The sequence below is a fragment of the Methylorubrum sp. B1-46 genome, assembly GCF_021117295.1.
GTDB lineage: Bacteria > Pseudomonadota > Alphaproteobacteria > Rhizobiales > Beijerinckiaceae > Methylobacterium.
This window is the reverse complement of sequence record NZ_CP088247.1, coordinates 3,262,807-3,278,629: the sequence shown is the minus strand read 5'-3', so window position 1 is coordinate 3,278,629 and position 15,823 is coordinate 3,262,807. Positions and strand designations below refer to the sequence as shown.

At 69.6% G+C, this 15,823-nt stretch carries 19 protein-coding genes; 7 read left to right on the top strand and 12 right to left on the bottom strand.

Going from position 1 to position 15,823, the window contains the following annotated elements:
* Window position 1 precedes the first annotated feature (1 nt).
* Genes LPC10_RS15200 through LPC10_RS15190 form a run of 3 tightly spaced genes read right to left on the bottom strand, consistent with a single transcriptional unit; the run spans window position 2 to window position 2,607 of the window.
* Window positions 2–586: an NAD(P)H-dependent oxidoreductase gene (locus LPC10_RS15200; RefSeq protein WP_231342989.1), complete on the bottom strand. Its 585-nt coding sequence runs from the start codon at window positions 584–586 to the stop codon at window positions 2–4.
* Window positions 587–590: 4 nt separating this feature from the next.
* A complete protein-coding gene (locus tag LPC10_RS15195; RefSeq protein WP_231342988.1) occupies window positions 591–1,859 on the bottom strand; it encodes a lytic murein transglycosylase in 1,269 nt (422 codons plus the stop codon).
* A 46-nt stretch (window positions 1,860–1,905) separates the two neighbouring features.
* Window positions 1,906–2,607 (bottom strand): invasion associated locus B family protein, encoded by a 702-nt coding sequence (locus tag LPC10_RS15190; protein ID WP_231342986.1) that lies wholly within the window; start codon window positions 2,605–2,607, stop codon window positions 1,906–1,908.
* A gap of 188 nt (window positions 2,608–2,795) precedes the next feature.
* Here LPC10_RS15190 and LPC10_RS15185 point away from each other — a divergent pair, with 188 nt between their 5' ends.
* The gene (locus LPC10_RS15185; RefSeq protein ID WP_231342985.1) at window positions 2,796–3,290 is read left to right on the top strand and encodes a glutathione peroxidase; all 495 of its coding nucleotides are present in this window, start codon (window positions 2,796–2,798) and stop codon (window positions 3,288–3,290) included.
* A 3-nt stretch (window positions 3,291–3,293) separates the two neighbouring features.
* Here LPC10_RS15185 and LPC10_RS15180 read toward each other — a convergent pair whose 3' ends face one another.
* From LPC10_RS15180 to fliL, 4 genes are all read right to left on the bottom strand, one after another.
* Window positions 3,294–4,091, bottom strand: a complete 798-nt coding sequence (locus LPC10_RS15180; RefSeq protein ID WP_231342983.1) for a MotE family protein — start codon at window positions 4,089–4,091, stop codon at window positions 3,294–3,296.
* On the bottom strand, window positions 4,088–4,597 hold the full coding sequence (locus LPC10_RS15175) for a DUF6468 domain-containing protein (RefSeq protein ID WP_231342980.1): 510 nt from the start codon (window positions 4,595–4,597) through the stop codon (window positions 4,088–4,090). The genes LPC10_RS15180 and LPC10_RS15175 overlap by 4 nt, the downstream gene beginning before the upstream one ends.
* Window positions 4,598–4,611: 14 nt before the next feature.
* A complete protein-coding gene (gene fliM / locus LPC10_RS15170; RefSeq protein ID WP_108940886.1) occupies window positions 4,612–5,829 on the bottom strand; it encodes a flagellar motor switch protein FliM in 1,218 nt (405 codons plus the stop codon).
* 64 nt (window positions 5,830–5,893) lie between these two features.
* Window positions 5,894–6,412: a flagellar basal body-associated protein FliL gene (gene fliL, locus LPC10_RS15165; protein ID WP_231342978.1), complete on the bottom strand. Its 519-nt coding sequence runs from the start codon at window positions 6,410–6,412 to the stop codon at window positions 5,894–5,896.
* A 274-nt stretch (window positions 6,413–6,686) separates the two neighbouring features.
* Here fliL and flgF point away from each other — a divergent pair, with 274 nt between their 5' ends.
* The 4 genes from flgF (at window position 6,687) to flgH (ending at window position 10,207) form a co-directional block, all read left to right on the top strand.
* Window positions 6,687–7,427, top strand: coding sequence for a flagellar basal-body rod protein FlgF (gene flgF, locus LPC10_RS15160; RefSeq protein ID WP_231342976.1), 741 nt, complete (start codon window positions 6,687–6,689; stop codon window positions 7,425–7,427).
* Window positions 7,428–7,516: 89 nt separating this feature from the next.
* A complete protein-coding gene (gene flgG, locus LPC10_RS15155) occupies window positions 7,517–8,308 on the top strand; it encodes a flagellar basal-body rod protein FlgG (protein WP_231342974.1) in 792 nt (263 codons plus the stop codon).
* A 14-nt stretch (window positions 8,309–8,322) separates the two neighbouring features.
* Window positions 8,323–9,369: a flagellar basal body P-ring formation chaperone FlgA gene (gene flgA, locus LPC10_RS15150; protein WP_231342971.1), complete on the top strand. Its 1,047-nt coding sequence runs from the start codon at window positions 8,323–8,325 to the stop codon at window positions 9,367–9,369.
* 64 nt (window positions 9,370–9,433) lie between these two features.
* Window positions 9,434–10,207, top strand: a complete 774-nt coding sequence (gene flgH, locus LPC10_RS15145; protein ID WP_231342964.1) for a flagellar basal body L-ring protein FlgH — start codon at window positions 9,434–9,436, stop codon at window positions 10,205–10,207.
* 42 nt (window positions 10,208–10,249) lie between these two features.
* Here flgH and LPC10_RS15140 read toward each other — a convergent pair whose 3' ends face one another.
* The 4 genes from LPC10_RS15140 to LPC10_RS15125 form a co-directional block, all read right to left on the bottom strand.
* Complete coding sequence (locus LPC10_RS15140; RefSeq protein ID WP_108940881.1) at window positions 10,250–10,432, bottom strand: hypothetical protein; 183 nt, start codon at window positions 10,430–10,432, stop codon at window positions 10,250–10,252.
* 608 nt (window positions 10,433–11,040) lie between these two features.
* Window positions 11,041–11,520 carry a hypothetical protein gene (locus LPC10_RS15135; RefSeq protein WP_231342962.1) on the bottom strand — a complete coding sequence of 160 codons (480 nt, stop codon included), beginning with the start codon at window positions 11,518–11,520 and terminating at the stop codon, window positions 11,041–11,043.
* On the bottom strand, window positions 11,510–11,869 hold the full coding sequence (locus tag LPC10_RS15130; protein WP_231342961.1) for a rod-binding protein: 360 nt from the start codon (window positions 11,867–11,869) through the stop codon (window positions 11,510–11,512). The genes LPC10_RS15135 and LPC10_RS15130 overlap by 11 nt, the downstream gene beginning before the upstream one ends.
* 26 nt (window positions 11,870–11,895) lie before the next feature.
* A complete protein-coding gene (locus tag LPC10_RS15125; protein ID WP_370644729.1) occupies window positions 11,896–13,020 on the bottom strand; it encodes a flagellar basal body P-ring protein FlgI in 1,125 nt (374 codons plus the stop codon).
* A 260-nt stretch (window positions 13,021–13,280) separates the two neighbouring features.
* On the opposite strand from LPC10_RS15125, the gene LPC10_RS15120 reads away from it, so the two are divergent.
* Window positions 13,281–13,718 (top strand): flagellar assembly protein FliX, encoded by a 438-nt coding sequence (locus LPC10_RS15120; RefSeq protein WP_231342960.1) that lies wholly within the window; start codon window positions 13,281–13,283, stop codon window positions 13,716–13,718.
* Between the two features lie 59 nt (window positions 13,719–13,777).
* Here LPC10_RS15120 and LPC10_RS15115 read toward each other — a convergent pair whose 3' ends face one another.
* Window positions 13,778–14,071 (bottom strand): GCG_CRPN prefix-to-repeats domain-containing protein, encoded by a 294-nt coding sequence (locus LPC10_RS15115; RefSeq protein ID WP_231342957.1) that lies wholly within the window; start codon window positions 14,069–14,071, stop codon window positions 13,778–13,780.
* Window positions 14,072–14,449: 378 nt separating this feature from the next.
* Here LPC10_RS15115 and LPC10_RS15110 point away from each other — a divergent pair, with 378 nt between their 5' ends.
* Window positions 14,450–15,823 (top strand): MBOAT family protein, encoded by a 1,374-nt coding sequence (locus tag LPC10_RS15110; RefSeq protein WP_231342955.1) that lies wholly within the window; start codon window positions 14,450–14,452, stop codon window positions 15,821–15,823.

Sequence of the window (15,823 nt, the reverse complement as noted above, 5' to 3'; positions counted from 1 at the left end):
TTCAGAACGCCGTCAGCCGCCGCCGGACCCGCTCGACGAAGCGCATCCGCGCCTCGTCAGTGGCTTTGTCCATGCCGGTGAGCGCGATCCAGTCGAGCCGGCAGCGCCGGGCGCAGAGCGGGCGGATGCCGAAGCGGAACAGGCGCCAGTCCGGCCAGCCGACGAGCCAGAGCAGCCAGCGCGGCGAGCCGTAGGTCGTCACCACGGCGATCCGGCGGATGTGGGTGAGGCGCGGTTGCAGAACCTTCGCCCCGCCCAGCGCGAAGGCGACGCCGGGCAGCCAGACCCTGTCGAACCAGCCCTTCAGCATGGCCGGCGGCCCGAACCACCATGTCGGATAGACGAAGACCAGCGCCTCGGCCCGGCGCAGGGCGGCGATATGGCCGGCGATGTCCGGGCGCTCTGCCTCTTCGTGATAGTAGGCGCCGCGCTCCCGCGCGCTGAGGCGCGGGTCGAAGTTCTCCGCGTAGAGATCGAGCCTCTCGACCGTGTGGCCCGCCGCTTCGAGGGCGGCGGCGGCCACGTCGCGCAGCCGCGCGTTGAAGCTGTCGGCGCGGGGATGGCAGTGGACCAGCAGGACGCGCATCGGTTCAGGGGGCCGGCGCGCCCGCCGCCCGCACCCGGTCGAGCAGGGCGGCATCGGCGTAGCCGTCGGGCACGAGGCCCTTGTCCGCCTGGAAGGCGCGGATCGCGGCGCGGGTCTTCGGGCCGATCTTTCCGTCGGCGCCGCCGACCGGATGGCCGAGGGCGGAAAGCCGCGTCTGCAGGTCGGTGCGCTCCTCGGTCGTGAGCATGCGGTCGCCCCGCGGCCAATCGCGGGTGAAGCCGGGCTTGCCGCGCAGCCGGTCGGAAAGATGCGCCACGGTGAGCGCGTAGGCGAGCGCCGTGTTGTAGCGCAGGATCATCCGGAAGTTCGGCTCCAGCAGGAAGGCCGGCCCCTTGGCGCCGGTCGGCAGAAGCAGGGCGGCGCGGCGCTCCGCGCCCTCCGGGAAGGCGCCGGCGGCGGGCTTCAGTCCGAGTGTTCGCCACTCGGAGAAGGGGCGCTCGGTGGTCTCGTCGGCGAGCCGGTAATCGAAATTGTCCGGCAGCAGCACCTCGACGCCCCAGCCCTCGCCCGCACGCCAGCCGGATTGCTTGAGGAAGTTGGCGGTCGAGGCCAGCGCGTCCGGCACCGCGTGCCAGATGTCGCGCCGGCCGTCGCCATCGAAATCGACGGCGTGGCGCAGGAAGGCGGTCGGCATGAACTGGGTGTGCCCCATGGCGCCGGCCCAGGAGCCGCGCATCCGCTCCGCGTCGGCATCGCCGTCGGCAAGGATCTTCAGGGCCGCGACGAGCTCGTCGCGCCACAGGCCCGGCCGGGCCGGGTCGCCGCAGGCGAGCGTCGCCAGCGCCGGGATCACCGGACGGATCCCGTTCCCTTCGAGGGCGGCCCCGTAATTCGACTCGACACCCCAGAAGGCGACCAGGATGTGCCGATCGACGCCGTAGGCCGCCTCGATCCGTCCGAGAACCTCGGACCACTCGGCAAGCTTGGCTTGGCCTGTCGCGATCCGCTCCGGCGTCACGCTCGCCTCGACATACTGCCAGATCGGCTTGACGAACTCGGCCTGGGACTGGGTCGCCGGTACCACCGCGGGATCGGGGGCGATCCCCGTGAGCGCCGTCTCGGCCACCGCCCGCGGCACGCCGCGCTCCTCGGCGAGCGTCTTCAAGTCGCCGAGGCATTGCGCGAAATCCGGCCCTGTCGCCGGGTTTGCCGCCGCGTTGGTCGCCGGATCGGTCGGTGCCTCGGCCCGCACCGGGCTCGCGCCGGTCAGGGTCAGGGTGGCGAGGAGGAGGGCTTTGGCTGAAGGCCGCATGGGTGCAGCCTTATCATCTCTTCGCCCGTTCGCGAGGGCCGGTGCGTCAGCCTCCGAAGGCACTCGCCCGGGCGAAGGCGGCGGCGAAGCCTGAGAGCGGCACGGTGATGATCGTAGGTTCTTTCGCGTCCGGCTTGGTCGCCGAGATCGTGAGGTTGGTCGCCGTCTTCATCGCGTCGGTGGCGAGCGTCGGCAGGCTGATCGGCACGAGGCAGCCGTCGGTGACGCAGTAAGAGAACGGCGCCCCCTTGCCGAGCTGCCGGTCGTCGAGCTTGAACGAGACGCCGGGCTCGATCTGAAGGCCGAACGGCATCAGGATCAGGCCCTCGCTCTTCCCGTCCCGGGGCGGACGCAGCTCGACGCTGAACAGCCGCTTGCCCGTGCGCCGGTCGCCCTGCGACTGGATGATGACGCAGTCGGTGCGCGCTTCGGCGCGATTGCAATTCATCGTCCAGTCGCCGTAGCTCTCGCTGACGGAGCTGGCGCCGGCGGGCCACTGGGAGGAACTGGCGGCCGCGGCAGGTTCCAGCACCGTGCCGGACGGCGCAGGGGTAGCGGATTCCTTGGCCTCTTCCTTCTTCGGAACCGGCTTGCGCGGGCGCGGCTTCGGCTTGGCGGCCGGCTCGGCAGGCGCAGCCTCCGTTGCGGCATCCTCCTGCGCCGGTGCGAGGCCCGGCCAAGCCAGAACCATCATTCCGGCGAGCAGAAACGCGGTGGCAGGCGCGGTTCCGCGGGACAGAGGCGGCATGGTCGGGCTCCTAAGGGTGTCGTAAGGGGGCGCCTAGCCCCGCTTGCGGACGGATGCAATCGCACCGACGCCGCACAGCAGCGAGACGAAGAAATTTGCGGTCAAGCCTGGAATCGTTCCACGAAATTCAGAACAATATCCCGGTTCCCGCCGGGACTATTGTGCAAAAGAAGATGCCCGGAGCGCTCATGAGCAGCATTCTCGATCACGCCCCGCGCGATGCCCGCGGCGAACCCCATCCCCTGTCGCAGTATCGCGGCAAGGTGCTTCTGGTGGTCAACACCGCCTCGAAATGCGGTTTCACGCCGCAATATCAGGGCCTCGAAGAGCTCTGGCGCCGCCATCGCGACCGCGGCCTCGTGGTGCTCGGCCTGCCCTGCAACCAGTTCGGCGCGCAGGAGCCGGGCGATGCCGCCGCCATCGAGCGATTCTGCTCGCTCAACTACGACGTGACCTTTCCGGTGCTCGCCAAGGTGGAGGTGAACGGCCCCGGCGCCGACCCGCTCTACATCGATCTGAAGCGGGAGAAGCCGGGACTGCTCGGCACGCAGGCCATCAAGTGGAACTTCACGAAGTTCCTGATCGGCCGCGACGGACGGGTGATCGGCCGCTTCTCGCCCTCGACGAAGCCGGCGGCCCTGGAGGGCGCGATCGAGCGGGCCCTGGCGGAGCCGGCCGGTTAGGGATTACCGCCCAGGCCGGGCCGCTGGCCCCGGATCGATCGCCGGCAGCTCGCCCGGCGGCAGGCCGGGGGCAGCGGCAGCCGCCTGTGGGGTGTCGACGCCGCGGGCGCGGTTGGCGAGCGCCACGGTCAGCTTCTCGGCGGGCTCCGAGCCCATCAGGGCCAGCACCTCGGCCATCTTGCGCGGGTTCATCGCCATCACGATCGGCACCAGCGTCTCGAGGTTCAGGCGGTCGAAGACCCGGGCCGCATCCTTCGGCTTCATCGTCTCGTACATCAGGACGATGCCCTTCATCCCCGCCTTCTCCGCCTCCGCCCGCCGGCTGCCCTCGGACCCGACCTTGTCCTCGGCGCCCTTGAGATCGGCCACGCCGGATTCGAGTTTGCGCTCGGCGTCCTTCAGCATCTGCTCGCGCAGGTCGAGTTCGTCCCCGCGATGCTTCAGGGTCTCGCGGCGGGCGGCGAGTTTTTCGAGGATCGCCCGCTCGCTGTCCGAGACCGGTTCCGGCACCTGCGGCTGGTAGACCGGCGGCGGAGCGGGCTCGGCCTTCTTCGGCGGCGTCGACACGGAGCCGGTGGTGGTCGGGTCGGTCGGCTCGTAATTGGTCCGTGCTTTGGCCAGCACGCGGGCGAAGTCCGGCAGCGGCGTGCCGGGGGGCGCCGGGTCGTCGGCCAGCAAGGCCGTCAGCTTGAGCACGAGAAGCCCGATCGCCGCCAGGGTCACGGCGTCGATCAGGCGCAGCCGGAAGGGACGCGCCGGAAGGCTCGCGAGGCGTGCGAGTCGGCGCGCGGGCAGGCTCATGCGGCTCTGGCCCGCAGACGGTCGAGGGCGCGCTCGGACAGGGCCTGAGCGGCGGCGAGCGCCGCGCCGACGCGCTCGCCGTTGCCGCCGGCCGGGGCGGCTTCCACCAGCACGGCACGCGGGCCGGCCTGGGGAGCAGTGGTCGAAGGCGTGGCGGCTGGCGCGGTGGCCGCGTTGCGCGCCTGGCCGACGATGGCCGCGATACGGGCGATGACGCTCTCACCCGCCTGCACATGCGCGGCCAGATCGGTGCTGGTGCGCTCGGCGCCGGCGAGGCGCTCGGTGAGCGTGCGGTCGCACTCGTCCAGCGTGGCGCGCAGGCCCGCGATCGCCCGCTCGGCGGTGGCGCTCGCGACCACGAGGTCGCCGATGGTGGAGCGCAGGGCCACCTCGTCCGCCTTGAGCCGGCTGATGCGCCGCGACAGCCTCACCGAGGAGACGATGGTCGCCACCAGCAGAACGGCGACGAGGACGTCGGCGGCCATCGAGACGAAGAAGGTCATCATCGGCACCCTGCGGCTCAGCCGTCGTTTCGGTTCTGCATCGAGATTTCGTAGGCCTGCAGCGTCGTGCGCGACTGCCGCAGGGGGCGGGCGACCTGCACTGCGATGGCATCGTCGATCCGGCCGATCCGCCCCTGCGTCAGCGCCCAGTCGCCGCAGCGCACGGTGATGAGGTCGGTCGGCTTGCGGTCGAACATCAGCGTGTCGCCGACCTTGAGGTTGAGCACGCGCTTCAGGGGCAGCGTCACCTCGTGCAGCACCGCCTCCATCTCTACGTCCGCCTGCCAGATCTCGGTGGCGAGGTGACTCTCCCAGACCTGATCGCGCCCGAGCCGCTCGCCCATGAAGCTCTGCATGAGCAGGTCGCGGATCGGCTCGATCGTCGCGTAGGGGAACAGGATCTGCATCCCGCCGCCGCGCCCGTCCATGTCGAGCTTCAGCGTGATCAGGATCGCGGCGTTGCCGGGCCGGGTGATGGTGGCGAAGCGCGGGTTGGTCTCGATGCGGTCGATGCCGAACCGCACCGGCGAGAGCGGCTGGAACGAGAGTTCGAGGTCGGTGAGGATGATCTCGACGAGGCGGCGCACGAGGCTCATCTCGATCGTGGTGAAGGGCCGCCCGTCGAGCCGGCTCGACGAGCCGCCGCGCTTGCCCCCGAGCAGGAGATCCATGGTCGAGTAGGCCAGCGTCTGCTCGACGGTGACGAGGCCCGAGCCCTCCCACGCATCCGCCTTGAACACACCGAGCAGGGTCGGCAGCGGGATCGCGTTGAGATAGTCGCCGAAGCGGACCGAGGTGATGTTGTCGAGGGTCACCTCGACGTTGTCCTGGAAGAAGTTGCGAAGGCTGGTCGACAGCAACCGGATCATCCGGTCGAAGACGATTTCCAGCATCGGCAGGCGTTCGTACTGGACGACGCCCGAATCGACGATGGCACGCACACCCCCCGCGCCGGAGGCGGAGAGTTCGCGCAGCGAGAAGCCGAGGACGCCGTCGATCTCGTCCTGGTTCAGGATGCGGTCGTTGCCGGCGAGTTCGGGGAGATTCTCGGTCTCCCCGTCCTCGATCATCGTCGCCCACTCGGCGGCGACGTCGCCCGCGCTCTTGGTCGTGCCCTGCTCGGCGAGCGCCGCGCCCCATTCCTCGGCCAGCGACGCGTCGCCGCCGCCGCCTTCGCCCTGCTCGGCAAAGGCGGCCGCCCAATCGTCGTCCAGCTCGTCCTCGGGGCCGGTCATGCCTGTCGCGCGCTCGCGGTTGTCTTTACGGCGTTCGGGGTTCGGGAAGAGGCGGCCGCGCCGTTCACTGGACGATCACGTCCTTGAACAGCACCGCCTCGGCCTTGGCCGGATGCAGGGCGATGTTGACCCGCCGCAGCAGCTCCTCGCGCAGGCGATAGAGGCCGGTGGAGCCGGCCAGATCGCTGGCCCGGATCTCGCGCAGGTAGGTCTGGAAGGCGTCCTCCACCCGCGGCATCAGCGGCTTCACCGTCGCCTCGACCTTGGCGTCCTTGAGTTCCAGGGCGACGCGCAGCTTGAGCACGTTGGCCTTGGTCGCGCCGGGATCGGGGCTGAGGTTGACCATCATGTCGCGCATGTCGAGGAACACGGCCTGCGCCTTGGGATCGACCTTCTCGGCCGCGTGTTCGCCGTGGGCGTTGGCATGGGCCGCCCGGCTCTTCATGAAAAAGAACCCACCTCCGCCGCCGCCGAGGAGCAGCACCGCGGCGGCGATGATGATGAGCTTCTTCTTGGACTTCGGCGCTTCCTCAACGCCCTCCTCGCCCTCGGCCGCGGGCGCCTTCTTCGGCTTCTTTGCCATGTGCTGCTCGTCGGCAAACCGGTTCGGGACGATGGGGCGAGGCGCGCGCGCGAGGCGCAATCCCCTCGCCTTCCTTCTCGGCCGACGTGGTTAACCCTCGGTTAAGGCGGCAGAACTTGCCGGGTCGGACTTGCCGCCGGTGCGCGGCGGACTGGTAGCCTTGCGGAGCGCTGGTCGGGGCAAGTCACTGGCTGTTAAGGTAAAAACCAACTGGCCGCGATTGGCACGGCCCCTGCGGTGAAGGGAGCGAACCCGTCGCCATCCGAGGTCCACCATGCAGAACGCGCTCTTCGTCGGAGTCTCCGCCCAGGCCGCGCTCGCTCGCGAACTCGACGTCATCGCCAACAACATGGCCAACGTCTCGACCACCGGCTTCAAAGCGCGCTCCGCTCGTTTCCAGGAATACCTGATGCCGGTGGCCTCCGCCGACAGCTTCCAGCGCGCCGACCGGCGCCTCTCCTACGTGATCGACCAGGGCACGCCGCTCGACCTCACGCAGGGACCGGTGGAGCCCGACGGCAACCCGATGCACGTGGCCCTGCGCGGCGATGCCTTCCTCGCGGTCCAGACGCCGCAAGGGGTGCGCTACACCCGCAACGGCGCGTTCGAACTCGACGCCACCGGCAACCTCGTGACCTCGGATGGCTACGCGGTGCAGGGCGATGGCGGCCCAATCACCATTGGCCAGCAGGAGACGGGGCTCGCGATCGCTCCCGACGGCACGGTCTCGACCAATCTCGGCATCCGCGGCCGGTTGCGCCTCGTCACCTTCGCCAACGCCCAGGCGCTGAAGTCGGAAGGCGCCAACCTGTTCTCGTCCGAGGCGCCGGCCCGGCCCGCCGGCCCCGGCGCGCATCTGGAGCCCGGCGCGCTGGAGCGCTCCAACGTGAAGCCGGTGGTCGAGATGACCCGGCTGATGGACGTGAACCGCACCTACACGATGGTGTCGAGCATCATCTCGCGCCTCGATGACCTGCGCGGCACGGCGATCCGCCGTCTCGCCGACGTCGCCTGATCTCCCGGCTCCAGCCTATTGTTTTGTCACGCTTTCTTTCGACGAACCGGCATCCACTTCGTCGGAAAGCGCTCTAAGGACCGACGCCGATGCGCGCCCTCTACGCCGCCGCCACGGGCATGGCGGCCCAGGAACTCAACGTCCAGGTCATCTCGAACAACATCGCGAACCTGCGCACCACCGGCTACAAGCGCCAGCAGGTGCATTTCCAGGATCTGCTCTACCAGAACCTGCGCCGCTCCGGTTCTTCGACCTCGGACCAGAACACGCTCCTGCCGGCCGGGCTGGCGCTGGGCTCGGGTGTGAAGACCACCTCGACCGCCCGCGCAATGAACCAGGGGCCGCTGGCCCAGACCGAGAAGGACTACGACGTCGCCATCCGCGGCGAGGGCCTCTTCCGCGTCCGCCTACCCGACGGGCGCACCGCCTACAGCCGCGACGGCTCGTTCGATCTCGACGCGCAAGGGCAGATGGTCACCCGCGACGGCTACCTGCTCGATCCCGGCGTAACGGTGCCCAACACCGCGACCTCGGTCACGATCTCGGCCACCGGCGCGGTGCAGGCGACCCTGCCGGGCCAGACCGCGCCGCAGGCGCTCGGCCAGTTCCAGCTCGCCCGCTTCGTCAACAAGGTCGGCCTCGAATCGATCGGCGACAACCTGTTCGTCGAGACCGCGGCCTCGGGTCCCGCCATCACCGGACTGCCGGGCTCGGAAGGCTTCGGCAACCTGCAGCAGCGCTACCTCGAAGAGGCCAATGTCAACGCGGTCACCGAGATCTCGTCGCTGATCGCGGCGCAGCGCGCCTACGAGATGAACTCGAAGGTCGTCACCGCCGCCGACCAGATGCTCTCCACCACCTCGCAAATGTTCCGCGGCTGAGGATCGGATTCGTGATGCACGCGCTCAAGCCGCTCCGCCGCTCCGCCCCTCCGGCTGTCACCCCCCTGTCCCGCGGCGTGATCGGCCGGACCGTCGTCGCGCTGGCCGCCTTCATGGCGATGACTCTGTTCGCCCTGCCGCTGATGGCCGCCGGCAACCCGCTGCGCCTGCGCGGGGACGTGACCGCGCGAGGCGACACGCTGAGCCTCGGCGACCTCGTCGAGGGCGCGCCGGCCGAGCTGGCTGCGCGCCCGCTGTTCCGCGCCCCCGCCCTCGGAGCCATCGGCACGATCCAGGCCCGCCGCATCATCGAATCGGTCGCGGCCCTCGGCCTTACCGGGATCGAGACGGGCGGCCGGGTGCAGGTCACCGTGCAGCGCGCCGCCCGCCGGGTCGGACCGCCGGAGATCGAGGCGGCGCTGAAGCGCGCGCTTGAGACCGGCTACGGCCTCGACGCCAAGGCGCTGTCCGTGCGGCTCGACGGCGACGCGCCGGTTCTGCTCGCGCCGCTCGACCTCGACGGGCAGGCGGCGGCGGTCGATGTCACCTTCGATCCCCGCTCCCGCCGGGTCGCCGGCCTCATCGTGCTCGGCGAGCGGCAGGCTTCGCTCCGGGTCGCGGGCGTTGCGGTCGAGACCCGCGAGGTGGCGGTGCTGACCCGCAGCCTCCATCGCGGCGAGGCGATCGCCAGCGCCGACCTCAGCCTCGAACGCCGCCCGCGCGATGCCGTGCCCACCGACGTGCAGGGCGCGCCGAACCTGGTCGCCGGCCAGGTGGCGCAGCGTTCCTTGAGCGCCGGCGCGGTCCTGCGCTCGGGCGACGTGGCGCCGCCCGATCTCGTCGCCCGCGGCGAGAGCGTGGCCATCGTGTTCGAGACGCCCGGCGTGTCGCTGTCGATGCGCGGCGTCGCCAACGAGAGCGGCCGGCTCGGCGCCAGCGTCTCGGTGACGAACGGCGCCTCGAAGAAGGTGCTCCAGGCCGTGGTGATCGGCCCCGGCCGCGTCTCGGTCGGTCCCGTCCCCCAGCCTCAGCCCGTGCTCCAGGCCAGCGCCGCCCCGTAGACGGCGCGCTCCTCACATCGCCTGCCCCTCGCCCTTCCCGTTTCGCCTGCGCCGGACCCTTCCGATGACCGCTCGCCGCCCCTCTCTCCGCTCCCTCGGCCGCCCCCTGCCCCGCCTTGCCGTAATTCTAGCGCTTGCACCGCTCGGCGCCTGCAACACCGTGGACCGGCTCTCTCAGGTCGGTGCCACCCCGACGCTCTCGGCGATCGAGGACCCGACGGCTCAGCCCGGCTACCGGCCGGTCCGCATGGCGATGCCGGACGTCGCCCCCGTCTCCTATGCACCGAACTCGCTGTGGCGAACGGGTTCGCGGGCGTTCTTCAAGGATCAGCGCGCCGCGCGGATCGGCGACCTGCTCACCGTCAAGGTCAACGTCACCGACCGGGCCAACCTCAACAACGAGACCAAGCGCTCGCGCACCAATGCGGAAGGGTTCGGCCTGCCCAACGCCTTCGGTCTGGAGAAGAGCGCGGGCGTGGCGGCCGCCGGCATCTCGCCCGATAAGCTCATCAACGGCACCTCGACCTCGTCGAGCGACGGTGCCGGCTCGGTCCAGCGCGCCGAGACGGTGACCACCAACGTCGCCGCCGTCGTCACGCAGGTGCTGCCCAACGGCAACCTCGTGGTGGAGGGCAAGCAGGAAATCCGCATCAATTTCGAGGTGCGCGAGTTGATCGTCGCGGGCGTGGTGCGGCCCGAGGACATCGAGTCCGACAACACGATCGACTCGAGCAAGATCGCCCAGGCCCGCATCGCTTATGGCGGCCGCGGCCAGATCACCGATGTGCAGCAGCCCCGCTACGGACAGCAGCTCGTCGATATCCTGCTGCCGTTCTGACCGAAGGGGCCTGTGGGCCCCTTCCCGCGCCGCTGGCGTGCGTCAGTGCTCGGTGCCGGGCCGGTTCGGCCGCGGTGCCTCGCCATGGGTTTGGGTGAAGGCCGAGCGGCGCGGGTCTCCCTTGGACTGCGCAACCCGCCCCCGCTGCCAGATGGCGAAGGCCGCGACGAGGACGATGGTCACGATCGCGAGCAACGGAATGAGGACGTCGTTCGACACGGCCATTTCCTCCGATGATTGTGTTCGGGGGCAAGTGGCGCGCGTGAGGAAAGTTCCGAACAGTCAAGCCGCCGCCGGGCATCGAAACGATGCGGCATGATGACTTCGCCTGATTTCATCGGAGCGACGTAAGACTGAAATCCTTGTTGTGCGACTCCGCTCGGACCTCGGGCCGGTCGAGGCGGAACGTCATGCCTCTTACGACAGACGCGTTCACGCACCGGCGCGCAGGATCGAGCTGTAACGCTTCAGCACTTCACCGCCCGGGTTGCCCGTCGTCGCGAGCGTGGCACCGGACATCACGCCCATGTAATCCTCACGCCCATGTAATCCTAACGACCATGTAATCCTCCGCAGCCGACGTGAGGACGCCGTCCTTCAGCGTCATCACGCCGGACAGGGTCGGATGTCGATCATGCGTGCGGTGTAGCGTCCGTAGGCCGCCACCTCGTCGTCCCGGCTTCAGGCGCTCTTCTTCTCCTCGTTGTAGAGTTCGAGCGATTTCTGAGCGGCTTGCATGGTTCTCGGGGAGGCGACGCTCTTGGACTCCATGGTCAGTTCGGAAGCGTCCCTGAACAGCGTTTCGATCTTCTTTTGACCGGAAAGCGCCGCCGTCAGAGCGTACGCGACAGCACCAGCGGTCCGCCCTGCGTGCCCCGCCCGTAGGGGGACGGCGAGAGCGAGGGGCGACCGTAGACGGTTGGCGTGCGTGTCTTGGCGACTTCCTCGGCCAGCGCCTTGACGAGCCCCTCGGAGACGGCGCGGGCGGTGGCGAGCACTTGCTGGTTGGTCTCGACGACCGCCGCGAAGCGGTGCTGGGCCGCCTTCAGCGCCGCCAGACCTTCGGGCGCGAAGCGGGCGAGCGCGATGGCGTTGGCTTTGGCCGCCTCCAGGCCGTTCATGTAGGCCGAGGCGAGTTCGGATTTCGGCGCGGAATCCGTCAACGCCTGGGCGATTCGCCCGGCGCGCACGCCCTCGCTCTCGCGGGCGAGCACGCGCTCCAGCGCGTCCATGGTGGCGAGCAGGCCCTGCACGAAGCCGAGCGCCGCGGCGCGGTCGGTCAGGCGCACGGCAGGAGTCGGTTCAGCGGCCACCGCCCGCCTCCTGCATCCGCATCATCTCGGAATAGACCTGATTGCTGATGCCGACGCCGCCGGTCTTCACGATGGCGTTGGCGTATTCCTTGGTCAGCATCGAGCGCCAGACACCGCCGCCGGTGCCGTTCTCGCCGAGCGGCCCATCCGTGCCGGCGCTCTGCGTCAGCTTTTCCAGGCTGTCCTCCAGGAACATCTTCTCGAAGTCGTCGGCGGTCTTGCGGGCCTTGGCCGAGGCAGCCGCCTTGGCGGTGTCCATCGTGTCTGAATCGGTCTTGGCGAGCGAGCCGATCAGGCTCTTGCCGACACCGACCGCGGCGGAAGCCGCAAAAGTTGCGAGGGGCAGCATGGTGCGGTCTCCCGGTCCGAGAAAAATTACATCAGCTCGATGTCGGCCTGGAGCGCGCCGGCCGTCTTGATCGCCTGGAGGATCGAGATCAGGTCGCGCGGGCCGACACCGAGGGCGTTGAGGCCGTCCACCAGCTCGCGCAGGCTCACGCCTTCCTTCACCAGGGCGAGCTTGTTGCCGTCGCCGGTATCGACCTTCACCCCGGTGCGCGGCACGATCGCGGTCTGGCCGTTCGACAGCGGCGCCGGCTGGCTCACCATCGGCTGCTCGGTGATCGTCACCGTGAGGTTGCCCTGTGCGATGGCGACCGTGGAAACGCGCACGTCGCGGCCCATGACGATGATGCCGGAGCGCTCGTCCACCACCACCCGCGCGGTCTGGTCGGGCTCGACCTTGAGCTGCTCCACCTCGGTGATGAGGCGGATCATGTTGCCGCGGTACTTGGCCGGGATCTGCAGGGTGATGGTGGCCGGGTCGGTCGGCTCCGCGGTGTCGGCGCCCATGAAGTCGTTGATCGCCGAGGCGATGCGCTTGGCCGTGGTGAAGTCGGGGTTGCGCAGCGACAGGCGCAAGCTGCGCGCCTCGTTGAGCTTGAACGCCATCTCGCGCTCGATCAGCGCGCCGTTGGAGATGCGCCCGTTGGTCGGCACGCCGCGGGTGATCTTGGCCGCCTCGCCCTCGGCTGCGAAGCCGGCGATCGCCACCGACCCTTGAGCCAGGGCGTAGATCTCGCCGTCGGCGCCGAGCAGCGAGGTCGCCACCAGGGTGCCGCCCTGGAGCGACTTGGCGTCGCCGAGCGAGGAGACCGTGACGTCGATATGCGTGCCCTGCGTCGCGAAGGGGGGGAGGTTGGCCGTCACCATCACCGCCGCGAGGTTCTGCGTGCGCATGGTCGCGCCGCGGGTGTTGATGCCGAGCCGCTCCAGCATCGCCTGCAGCGACTGCTTGGTGAAGGGGATGTTGTTGAGGGTGTCGCCGGTGCCGTTGAGGCCGACCACGATGCCGTAGCCGACGAGTTGGTTGGTGCGCACGCCCTCGACGGCGGCGAGGTCCTTGACCCGAGACAGGGCGCTGGCCGGGGCCGGCGGCAACAGGGCCGACAGGCAGGCCAGCATCGCGATCAGCGGGCGGGCGAGGGAAAAGCGAGGCAGGGGCATCGGGACTCGGCGACCGGTTTTGGCGTCTACGCGCCGAGCCGATCTCTGCCAGGGCCGTGCCAAATGCCAAGTCTCTGAGCAAACGATGTTTTCTTCAGAGGGGTGATGCCGGGGCGGCCCGTGTGGGGGCAGCGTTTCCTGCCGCCCCGGCAGCTTCTGCCGGGCTGTTTACCCATGCTTAACCCTACCGGACGATGTCTTTCCGGGTCAGCGCTCTTCGTGAATTGAGGGGCGCGAGAAGGTTTCAAGCCCCCATGCGCGTCGACACACGCTTTGCCGCCGCCGCAGCGGGTGCGCTCAATGCGACCCGCCGCGCCGCCGCGCCGGGCGCCTTCGCGCCCGCCGGCACCGAGGAAACGCCTCGCGCCGCGACTGCGGGCACGAGCCAGACCGGCATGCTCACCGGGCTCGACGCGCTCCTCACGCTGCAGGGGCAGGACGGGGCCGAGGCGCAGAAGGAACGGCGCCGCCGCTCGGTGCAGCGCGGGCACGATCTGCTCGACGGGCTCGACCGGCTGAAGGCAGCGCTGATCGGCGGCCGGGTGGCGACGCGCGACCTCCAGGCCATTGCCGGCCGCCTCGCCGAGCGGATGGCCGAAAGCGGCGATCCCCGCCTCGACGGGCTGGTGGCCGAGATCGAGCTGCGCGCGGCGGTGGAACTCGCCAAGCTCGAGGCGGCCCGCGGCGTCTGAATGCGAAAAGGGCCGGACCCCTGTCGAGATCCGGCCCGAACGATCATCCGATCAAGCGATCACCAATAATAGGGCCGCGGACGGTAATAGCCGTAGGGCCGATAGAACGGCCGCGGACGGTAATAGCCGGGGGGCGGGCCGTAGAAGCGGCGCGGCCCCCAATTCGGGCGGCAGATGCCCCACGGATTCGGGTGGAAACCCGGCCCGCAACCGCCGGCGGTGCGCTCGACCAGCGCGTTGTCCGTTGCGGTCGCGAGGGGGGCGGGGCTGAAGGGAGCCGCCTGGGCCGAACCCGCCACACCGAGGCTGCCGGCGATCACCGCAGCCAATGCGAACGCCTTCGCGTGCATCATCGTACGATTTCTCCGTTCGGGCCGAAGCTTACGGCCGATGTCCGAAGCTAGGTCTTGCTCGATGAACCGAAGCTGACTGGATGTTCGACCGCGCGGCATTGCCTGGGCCCTGCCGCCGGAGCCGATGCACATTGCCGTGATCGAAGCATGCCGCTGCAATCTCTTGCCAGCCTCTTGCCAGCCCCTTGCCGGCCCCTTGCCGATGCTTTCCGCTCGAAGCCGTGTCGGCCCCGGTCGGGCAGGCGAGCGGCCCTCCGCGTCCCCGATGCGCAGTCTCGTCGCGATTGACGGTTCCGCTTCGATCCTCGACAAGGCTGGCCGCGTGAGCGGGCGCGCGCCGGTCTCGCCGGATCGCAAGAGGAAAACGTCCGCGCCGCGATGCTGTTCAACTCCTTCGTCTTCCTGCTCGCCTTCCTGCCGGCCGCGCTCGTGCTGCACGCAGCCGCCGAGCGTTATTGGCCGCAGGCGCGGCTGCCACTCCTCGTCGGACTCTCCTTCGTCTTCTATGCGTGGTGGGACTGGCGTTTCCTGCCGCTGCTGCTCGTCTCCATCGGCGTGAACTGGGGGATTGCCCGCATCCTGCCCCGGGACCGCACCGGCTGGCTGTTTCCGGCGGCGCTGGCCGGCAACCTCGCGGTGCTCGGCCTCTTCAAGTATCTCGGCTTCCTCACCGATCTCGCCGATCTGATCCCCGGCCTCGATCTCCCGCGGGTCGATCTCGTCCTGCCGCTCGGGATCTCGTTCTTCACCTTCCACCACATCATGTACCTGACGGACCTGAGGGCCGGGCGCGCGCCGGCCTTCGGGTTGACCCACTACGCCCTCTACATCGCCTTCTTCCCGCAGGTTCTCGCCGGCCCGCTCGTGCGCTGGAGCGAGATCATGCACCAGTTCGAGGAGCGCCCCTACGCGCGCCCGGACGCCGCCGAGCGGATCGGCCGGGGCGTGATGCTGCTCACCGTGGGGCTCGCCAAGAAGGTGTTCCTCGGCGATCCGCTCTCGGTCTACGTCAATCCGGTGTTCCAGGCGGCCGCCGCGGGCAAGGCGGTGAGCATGGCCGAGGCGTGGCAGGCGACGCTCGGCTTCACCTTTCAGATCTATTTCGACTTCTCCGGCTACACCGATATGGCGCTCGGCCTCGCGCTGCTGTTCGGGATCGTGCTGCCGCAGAACTTCGACGTGCCCTACCGCGCCACCTCGCTGCGCGATTTCTGGCGGCGCTGGCACATGACGCTGTCGCGCTTCCTGCGCGACTACCTCTACATCGCGTTTGGAGGAAACCGCCGCGGCCTCGCGGTCCAGGTCGGCGCCCTGTTTGCCACCATGACGCTCGGCGGCCTGTGGCACGGGGCCGGGCTGACCTTCGTCGCCTGGGGCGCCGCCCACGGCATCGGCCTCGCAGCCGGCGTGCTCTGGCGCCGGGCGGGGGGGCGGATGCCGCACCTCCTCGGCTGGGCGCTGACGGCGGCGTTCGTGATCCTGACCTGGGTGCTGTTCCGCGCGACCTCGTTCGAGGCGGCTCTGGCGATCTACAAGGGGCTGTTCGGGCTGGCTTCGACCGACTCCGGCTTCAAGTGGCGGGCCATCGCCATCGCCGCCGCGGTCGCGATGATCGGCCCGACCGCCTGGGCGGCCGTGCACCGGCTGCCGCCGAACCGCTGGCTGGCGGTCGGCTTCGCCCTGTTGTTCGTCGTCGTCCTCCTGAAGATCGGGGACGATGCGAACTACGAGTTCATCTACTTCCAGTTCTGA

Excerpts from the sequence above, each read along its gene's own strand:
- LPC10_RS15200 (WP_231342989.1), bottom strand. The coding sequence starts at position 586 with ATGCGCGTCCTGCTGGTCCACTGCCATCCCCGCGCCGACAGCTTCAAC.
- fliM (WP_108940886.1), bottom strand. The coding sequence starts at position 5,829 with ATGACCGGCCCCGAGGACGAGCTGGACGACGATTGGGCGGCCGCCTTT.
- LPC10_RS15140 (WP_108940881.1), bottom strand. The coding sequence starts at position 10,432 with ATGGCCGTGTCGAACGACGTCCTCATTCCGTTGCTCGCGATCGTGACC.
- LPC10_RS15180 (WP_231342983.1), bottom strand. The coding sequence starts at position 4,091 with ATGAGCCTGCCCGCGCGCCGACTCGCACGCCTCGCGAGCCTTCCGGCG.
- flgF (WP_231342976.1), top strand. The coding sequence starts at position 6,687 with ATGCAGAACGCGCTCTTCGTCGGAGTCTCCGCCCAGGCCGCGCTCGCT.
- flgA (WP_231342971.1), top strand. The coding sequence starts at position 8,323 with ATGCACGCGCTCAAGCCGCTCCGCCGCTCCGCCCCTCCGGCTGTCACC.
- LPC10_RS15195 (WP_231342988.1), bottom strand. The coding sequence starts at position 1,859 with ATGCGGCCTTCAGCCAAAGCCCTCCTCCTCGCCACCCTGACCCTGACC.
- LPC10_RS15175 (WP_231342980.1), bottom strand. The coding sequence starts at position 4,597 with ATGATGACCTTCTTCGTCTCGATGGCCGCCGACGTCCTCGTCGCCGTT.
- LPC10_RS15115 (WP_231342957.1), bottom strand. The coding sequence starts at position 14,071 with ATGATGCACGCGAAGGCGTTCGCATTGGCTGCGGTGATCGCCGGCAGC.
- LPC10_RS15120 (WP_231342960.1), top strand. The coding sequence starts at position 13,281 with ATGCGCGTCGACACACGCTTTGCCGCCGCCGCAGCGGGTGCGCTCAAT.
- fliL (WP_231342978.1), bottom strand. The coding sequence starts at position 6,412 with ATGGCAAAGAAGCCGAAGAAGGCGCCCGCGGCCGAGGGCGAGGAGGGC.
- LPC10_RS15185 (WP_231342985.1), top strand. The coding sequence starts at position 2,796 with ATGAGCAGCATTCTCGATCACGCCCCGCGCGATGCCCGCGGCGAACCC.
- flgG (WP_231342974.1), top strand. The coding sequence starts at position 7,517 with ATGCGCGCCCTCTACGCCGCCGCCACGGGCATGGCGGCCCAGGAACTC.
- flgH (WP_231342964.1), top strand. The coding sequence starts at position 9,434 with ATGACCGCTCGCCGCCCCTCTCTCCGCTCCCTCGGCCGCCCCCTGCCC.
- LPC10_RS15130 (WP_231342961.1), bottom strand. The coding sequence starts at position 11,869 with ATGCTGCCCCTCGCAACTTTTGCGGCTTCCGCCGCGGTCGGTGTCGGC.
- LPC10_RS15190 (WP_231342986.1), bottom strand. The coding sequence starts at position 2,607 with ATGCCGCCTCTGTCCCGCGGAACCGCGCCTGCCACCGCGTTTCTGCTC.
- LPC10_RS15110 (WP_231342955.1), top strand. The coding sequence starts at position 14,450 with ATGCTGTTCAACTCCTTCGTCTTCCTGCTCGCCTTCCTGCCGGCCGCG.